General features: G+C 60.1%; 6 protein-coding genes. All 6 read right to left on the bottom strand.

The window, feature by feature from the left end:
- The coding region (locus tag ACIREA_RS26585) for a helix-turn-helix domain-containing protein (protein WP_397385347.1) at positions 1-280 on the bottom strand (280 nt) is incomplete at its 3' end.
- A 2-nt stretch (positions 281-282) separates the two neighbouring features.
- Positions 283-651 (bottom strand): type II toxin-antitoxin system RelE/ParE family toxin, encoded by a 369-nt coding sequence (locus ACIREA_RS26580; RefSeq protein ID WP_397385346.1) that lies wholly within the window; start codon positions 649-651, stop codon positions 283-285.
- A gap of 74 nt (positions 652-725) precedes the next feature.
- Entirely contained in the window at positions 726-2132 is a 1407-nt protein-coding gene (locus tag ACIREA_RS26575; RefSeq protein WP_397385345.1) for a sensor histidine kinase, read from the bottom strand.
- Entirely contained in the window at positions 2113-2787 is a 675-nt protein-coding gene (locus ACIREA_RS26570) for a response regulator transcription factor (RefSeq protein WP_397385349.1), read from the bottom strand. Before ACIREA_RS26570 ends, ACIREA_RS26575 begins: the two co-directional genes overlap by 20 nt.
- 122 nt (positions 2788-2909) lie before the next feature.
- A complete protein-coding gene (locus ACIREA_RS26565) occupies positions 2910-4433 on the bottom strand; it encodes a DegQ family serine endoprotease (RefSeq protein ID WP_397385344.1) in 1524 nt (507 codons plus the stop codon).
- Between the two features lie 380 nt (positions 4434-4813).
- A partial coding sequence (locus tag ACIREA_RS26560) for a DUF1501 domain-containing protein (protein ID WP_397385348.1) occupies positions 4814-4982 on the bottom strand: 169 nt, incomplete at its 5' end.

The raw sequence follows: 4982 nt of genomic DNA, 5'->3' as shown, positions 1-4982 counted from the left end.
GATGGAGTGCTGTGGCAATGCGGGTGAGCATCGCCAATGAATGCCCCTCGTACTCAGCGTCTTCCAAGCGGCAGATGACGGAGGCGGTGGTTCCCACCAGTTTCGCAAAAGCTCGCTGAGAAAGGCCTGCCTGAACGCGCAGATCATGGATTTTGCGTGCGACGGCATCGTCGGCGCGAATCTGCTCCAGTTCGGCCATTCTTTCTGGTTTGCCTGCCACCAGACGGCGATGCAGAATTTCAACGGCATCACTGGTTGGTTTGTTTTTTTTCTTGGTCATCTTCATCTCTCCTCAAATGTGTGTGCTTTGGGGTTTATCTCGAAATTCTTCCGCCGCTCGATGGCTCGCGCTATTTCCACGGGTGGCACCCGGTCTTCCTTCACGATCCCGTGCGAAACCACCGCCGCAACGTTCCCATGAAAGAAATAGAGAATGCGATAATGGACGCCTTGCAGGCTCGATCTCAACTCATAAATTTTGTCTCTCAGCAAATCGGCTTCAGGTCGGCGTAGTTCATGCCCTTCCTGTTTGAGTCGTTCAAGCTTTGCGAGGCATTTTAACTGCGCCTTGGCGGGAATACCATCCAGCCACTCCAGCGTGGGAACAGTTCCATCCTTCTCCTGATAAAAGACGACTTTGGTTTGTGGCACAGATTTCCTCCCTTCATATCGTTACCAAATTTGCGAACATATGTCAATGAATGACTGCATACTGTGCACCACCCTCACCCCAGCGGAATCTGCGGCACGGTGATGACAAACTCCGCCCCCTGCCCCGCGTCACTTGTCACCGCCACGGTGCCATTGTGCGCCTCCACAATGGCTTTCACCAAGCTCAGGCCGAGGCCGAGGCCGCGCTGGGTGCGGCTTTTATCGCCACGATAGAGGCGCTCCCAGATGTGCGGTTGATCGGTGGCAGGAATGCCCATGCCGGTGTCACGCATGGTGACTGTCACCGTGTTCTCAGCCGCCCGGCAGGCCAGATGCACCTTGCCACCCTCGGGCGTGTACTTGAGCGCGTTATCGAGCAAATTGGCGAAGGCCTGGCTCAGACGCGTTGGGTCCACGGACGCGCGGCAGTCGGGTGCAAAATCGGTGGTGATGGTGATGTGCTTCTCCTCGCTGATGAGCTCGTACATCTCGATCACCTGCTGGAGAAGCTCAGGGATGGACGTCAGCTCGCGGTGCAGCTTCATCATGCCGGCTTCGGCTTCGCTGATGTCCATCAGCGCCTTGAGCATGGTGAGCACGCGGTCGGATTCCTCCACGCAATCGGCCAGCGCCTCGCGCGCGATGGGATCGGGCGTGGTCTGAACCGCAGCCTCGGCGGTGCCGCGCAGGCGGGTCAGCGGTGTGCGCAGGTCATGCGCCACATTGTCCAGCGCATGACGCATGCCTTGAATGAGCGACTGGTTCTTGTCGAGCAGGCGGTTGAACTCGGTGGCGAGTTCCTCCAGCTCAGCCTGACTGGCGTAAGCGGTCACGCGCGCGGAAAAGTCGCCGGTGTCTGAAATGGTGCGCGCCGTGGCCACGACCTCCCGCACCGGCTGCGTGGCACGATGCGCAAAGTAGGCACCGCCGAGAACGGCGAGCAGCAGCGTGGGCGTCATCACCAGCAGGAAGTTTCGGCGGAAGGGCTGCAGTACCGTCTCGCGGCTGTTCGTGCTGCGGCCGACCTGCAGGATGGAGCCGTCATACAAACGGGCGGTGGCGACGGTGAGATCGCGCTCGTCATCTTTGGGAATGCGCAGCCAGTCAGAGCGTTCGTTGTCGTTCTGCGTTTGCAATGACGCCGCATCCGCCTGCAGCCAGTCGTTGGGCACATTCACAAACAGCACGCTGCCCAGATTGCCGGTGACACGCACAAAGAAGGACTTCGATTTGCTTTCATCCGTGCTGTTGAGCTTCACCAGATTGCGCAGCGCAGACAGTCCGCCGCTGGAATACACCGCGGCGCATTCCTTCAGCCGTGCGTCGATGACCTCGCGGTCCTTGCGCTCCAAAGCAGAGGCCAGAAGCACGTAGAGCAGCCCAAAGAGCACGACCGCGCTCAGTGTGAAAATCAGCGCGTAGCCGAGCGTCAGCCGCACGGCGAAGCTGCGCCCCCAGTGCTTAAACAGGTTTGAGGACATAGCCGACTCCGCGAATGGTTTGAATGAGTTTCACCTCGAAGTCTTTGTCCAGCTTCGCACGCAGGCGGTGCACCAGCACGTCCACCACATTGGTCTGCGGATCGAAGCTGTAGTCCCAGACATGCTCCAGAATCATCGTCTTGGTGACCACCCGGCCCGGCGTGCGCATCAGCAGCTCCAGCAGGGCAAACTCACGGCTTTGCAACTCGATGCTGCGCCCCTCACGCCTCACTTCACGCGACAGCAAATCAAGCGTGACACCAGCGGCGGTGAGCGTCGTCGGCTCGACCACATGGGTGGCACGACGGATGAGCGCCTGCACGCGGGCCAGCAGCTCGGAAAAGGCAAAGGGCTTCGTCAGGTAGTCATCGCCACCGGCTTGCAGGCCCTTCACGCGATCATCCACCGTGGCCTTGGCACTGAGGATGACCACCGGCGTATTGACCTTCTCTTTGCGCAACTGCCGCAGCAGCGAGAGGCCGTCCAGCTTGGGCAGCATGAGGTCCAGCACGATGCAGTCATAAGTCACGGTGCAGGCCAGATCCAGCCCCTGCTCCCCATCGGCGGCAGCATCCACCCCGAAGCCGTTTTGCTTCAGTCCGTTCACGATGAACGAGGCGATCTTGCTGTCATCTTCGATCACTAAAATGCGCATGGCTGGCGGGGTAGGCATATGGGTAGCTGCGCTGAGAAGAGTTGTCCAATGTTCGGGCTCATGCAGAAAAAACCCGCCCCAGCACTTTCGCACCAGGGCGGGCTTCCTCGATACCACACACATTAGCCAGCCTTGCTTTCATCCACGACGACGAAGCGGGTGCCTGCACGGCTCCAGACCTTCACCAGCGTGACTTTGGTCGCAGGCTTTTCGCACAGGGCTGTGGCCTGCTCGGCGTTCTTCACGGGCTGGCGATTGATCTCAAGGATCACATCGCCCTGACGGAGGCCCGCCTCATACGCCACGGAATCTTCCTCCACAGAGGAGACGACAGCGCCTTTGATCTGCGAAGGGATCTTGAGCTGCTCACGCGTCGCTTGGTCGAGGTCCGACACACCGACACCATGCAGAGCGTCATCCACATTGCCTGCGGCAGGAGTGGCGTCAGCCAGCTTGTCGCCGGGCAGTTCCTTGACGGTCACGGTGAGAGTCTGAGTCTTGCCATCGCGCAGCACATTCATAGGCACAGCAGCACCAGGGGTGGTGGAGCCCACCTGCAGTTTCAGATGACGGCTGTCAGTGACGGGCTTGCCATTGAAGTCGGTGATCACGTCGCCGCTCTTCACACCGGCTTTTTCAGCAGGGCTGTCAGGCGAGACACCGGACACCAGCGCACCTTTGGCAGCGTCCAGCTTGAACTGCTGCGCCAGCTGCGGAGTGAGGTCCTGGATATTCACGCCCAGGAAGCCACGCTCCACACGGCCTGTATTGACGAGGCTTTCCATCACCCAGCGGGCCAGGTTGGTAGGCACTGCAAAGCCAACGCCTTGATTGCCACCGCTGCGGCTCAGGATGGCCGTGTTCATGCCGATCAGTCGGCCTTCCACGTCCACCAGCGCCCCACCGGAATTGCCGGGATTGATCGCTGCATCCGTCTGGATGAAGTCCTCATAGTCGAGGCCCAGCGTGGCGCGGCCTTTGGCACTGATGATGCCGGTCGTCACGGTCTGGCCGATGCCAAACGGATGGCCCACGGCAAGCACCATGTCGCCGACTTCGATCTTGTCGCTGTCAGCAAAGGCCATGGCAGGCAGGTCGGTGGCCTCCACCTTCACCACAGCCACATCCGTCTTCGGATCACGGCCGATCACCTTGCCGTTGAACTCGCGTCCATCGTTCAGGCCGACCTTGATCGTGCTGGCGTTTTCCACCACGTGGTTGTTGGTGAGGATGTAACCGTCCTTGGTCACGATGATGCCGGAGCCGACGCCCTGTTCTTTGGGCATGTGACGCTGCTGCGGACCGCGCTGCTGCTGGAATTCCTCAGGCATCTGGAAGCCCGGGCCAAAGAAGCGGCGCAGGTCAAAGCCTTCGGGCATTTGCATCTGGCTGACCTTGGCCTCGCTCGAGACCGAGATTTTCACCACGCTTGGGGCCACGGCTTTCACAATGGGCGAGAAGCTCGGGAAGCCCCGGGCTGCGGTGGACAGCGGTGCATCGCTGACCTGAATGCGAAGCGGCTCCGCCTTGGTGCCCGCCGCGTCTTTCGCAGACGTGAAGGCCACCAGCGAAGCGCTCAGGACACACACAGAACCGAGGACGGCCGTGCGCTTCCAGATCGACGGGTGGGAGGATGAAGTTTTCATAGGAGTATCAATGGGGTTCATGGGATTGTGTTGGGTGGATCGATTTCCACCGCCATGAAAGCACCCCACGCATGCCCTTTGTGTTACTGGAGCATTACAAGCGTGTAAGGTTTGGGGGGCAGTACGATGGACACTCCTGTCCGTCGATCAGCGCTCACTCAGGCCTCCCTTGTCATCGAACTGGTACAAACTCCTCTCCACCAGCCCCAATGTCCGCCTAAACATACCGGGAGGGAAGCTGGCAGGATACACCGCTGTGGCAGGTGTGGGTGCTTGCGGACGGGCTGTCTGGCAGTAGGCCGGTTGAGGGTGCAGCGTGAGAGTGGAGTGTCTGCGGTGCCGCTGATCGACGGGCAGGAGTGCCCATCGTACTTAACACCTCACGCCAAAATCTCACTCACCACTCGTGCCTGCGGATTTTCGACGAGCACCTGCTCCGTTCCATTGCGGCGATAGCTGAGCTGCTTGGCGTCGAGGCCGAAGAGATGGAGGAGGGTGGCGTGGTAGTCGTAGTGATTGACGACGTCCTTCACGGCGTGGTGGCCGAAG

Origin of the sequence: Prosthecobacter sp., from assembly GCF_044373815.1 — a bacterium.
Lineage (GTDB): Bacteria > Verrucomicrobiota > Verrucomicrobiia > Verrucomicrobiales > Verrucomicrobiaceae > Prosthecobacter.
The sequence above is the reverse complement of the archived record's forward strand: the minus strand, read 5'-3'. Positions and strand labels throughout refer to the sequence as shown.

What these genes read in the sequence shown, in the direction of transcription:
- ACIREA_RS26570 (WP_397385349.1), bottom strand. Translation starts at nt 2,787, where the DNA reads ATGCGCATTTTAGTGATCGAAGATGACAGCAAGATCGCCTCGTTCATC.
- ACIREA_RS26565 (WP_397385344.1), bottom strand. Translation starts at nt 4,433, where the DNA reads ATGAAAACTTCATCCTCCCACCCGTCGATCTGGAAGCGCACGGCCGTC.
- ACIREA_RS26575 (WP_397385345.1), bottom strand. Translation starts at nt 2,132, where the DNA reads ATGTCCTCAAACCTGTTTAAGCACTGGGGGCGCAGCTTCGCCGTGCGG.